Consider the following 1,566-nt stretch of genomic DNA (forward strand, 5'->3'; position numbering starts at 1 on the left):
AGAGGAGGAACCGGTCAACCGGTTGGAGGGGAGGCGTGCGGCCGGACCGGCCGGCGCTCCGGCCGGGCGGAACCCGACGAGGCGGACGAGGAGAGGGACCACGATGACGAGCGGGACGGAACGGGAAGCCGCGGTGGACGGGCCCGGCGAGGCCGGGCGGTGGCGGGTCGAGCACGACTCGATGGGCGAGGTGCGGGTCCCCGCCACGGCCAGGTGGCGGGCGCAGACGCAGCGCGCGGTGGAGAACTTCCCCCTGTCCGGGCAGCGACTGGAGCGCGCCCACATCGAGGCGCTGGCCCGGATCAAGGGCGCCGCCGCCAAGGTCAACGCCGAGCTGGGCGTCCTGGACGGCCGGATCGCGGAGGCGGTCCGCGCGGTGGCGGCCGAGGTCGCCGAGGGACGGTGGGACGACCACTTCCCCGTCGACGTCTTCCAGACGGGCTCCGGCACCTCGTCCAACATGAACATGAACGAGGTGATCGCGACCCTGGCGAGCGAGCGGCTCGGCCGGGACGTCCACCCGAACGACCACGTGAACGCCTCCCAGTCCTCGAACGACGTCTTCCCGTCCTCCCTGCACATCGCGGCCACGGCGGCCGTCACCCGGGACCTGATCCCGGCGCTGGAGCACCTGGCCGCGGCGCTGGAGCGCAAGGCGCAGGAGTTCGCCGACGCGGTGAAGGCGGGCCGGACCCACCTGATGGACGCCACCCCGGTGACCCTCGGGCAGGAGTTCGGCGGCTACGCGGCGCAGGTCCGGTACGGCGTGGAGCGGCTCGAGGCCTCGCTGCCGCGGCTGGCGGAGCTCCCGCTGGGCGGCACCGCGGTGGGCACCGGCATCAACACGCCGCCCGGTTTCCCGGCGGCGGTGATCGCCGAGGTGGCGCGGGACACCGGGCTGCCGCTCACCGAGGCGCGGGACCACTTCGAGGCGCAGAGCGCCCGGGACGGCGTGGTGGAGACCAGCGGGCAGCTGCGGACCATCGCGGTCGGCCTGACCAAGATCTGCAACGACCTGCGCTGGATGTCCTCCGGCCCCCGCACCGGCCTCGCGGAGATCAGCCTGCCCGACCTCCAGCCCGGCTCGTCGATCATGCCGGGCAAGGTCAACCCGGTGGTGCCGGAGGCGGTGCTGATGGTGGCCGCGCAGGTGGTCGGCAACGACGCCACGGTGGCCTGGGCGGGCGCGGCGGGCAACTTCGAGCTGAACGTGATGCTGCCGGTGATCGCCAAGAACGTGCTGGAGTCGGTGCGGCTGCTCGCCAACGCCTCCCGGCTGCTGGCCGACCGCACGGTGGACGGGATCGTCGCGCACCGCGAGAGGGCCCTGGAGTACGCCGAGTCCTCCCCCTCGGTGGTGACCCCGCTGAACCGCTACATCGGGTACGAGGAGGCCGCCAAGGTGGCCAAGCGGGCGCTCGCGGAACGCCGCACCATCCGTCAGGTGGTGCTCGAGTGCGGCTACGTGGAGCGCGGCGACCTCACCCTGGAGCAGCTGGACGAGGCGCTGGACGTGCTGCGGATGACCCGGCCGTAGCCCCGGCCGTGACCGGCCGTGACCGGCCG

The 1,566-nt window shown here is 73.8% G+C and carries 1 protein-coding gene; it reads left to right on the top strand.

Annotated elements, in window-relative coordinates:
- Positions 1-103 precede the first annotated feature (103 nt).
- Positions 104-1,537: a class II fumarate hydratase gene (locus tag A2U95_RS07195; RefSeq protein WP_166021369.1), complete on the top strand. Its 1,434-nt coding sequence runs from the start codon at positions 104-106 to the stop codon at positions 1,535-1,537.
- Positions 1,538-1,566: the final 29 nt, after the last annotated feature.

Origin of the sequence: Streptomyces chilikensis, from assembly GCF_001642695.1 — a bacterium.
GTDB lineage: Bacteria > Actinomycetota > Actinomycetes > Streptomycetales > Streptomycetaceae > Streptomyces > Streptomyces chilikensis.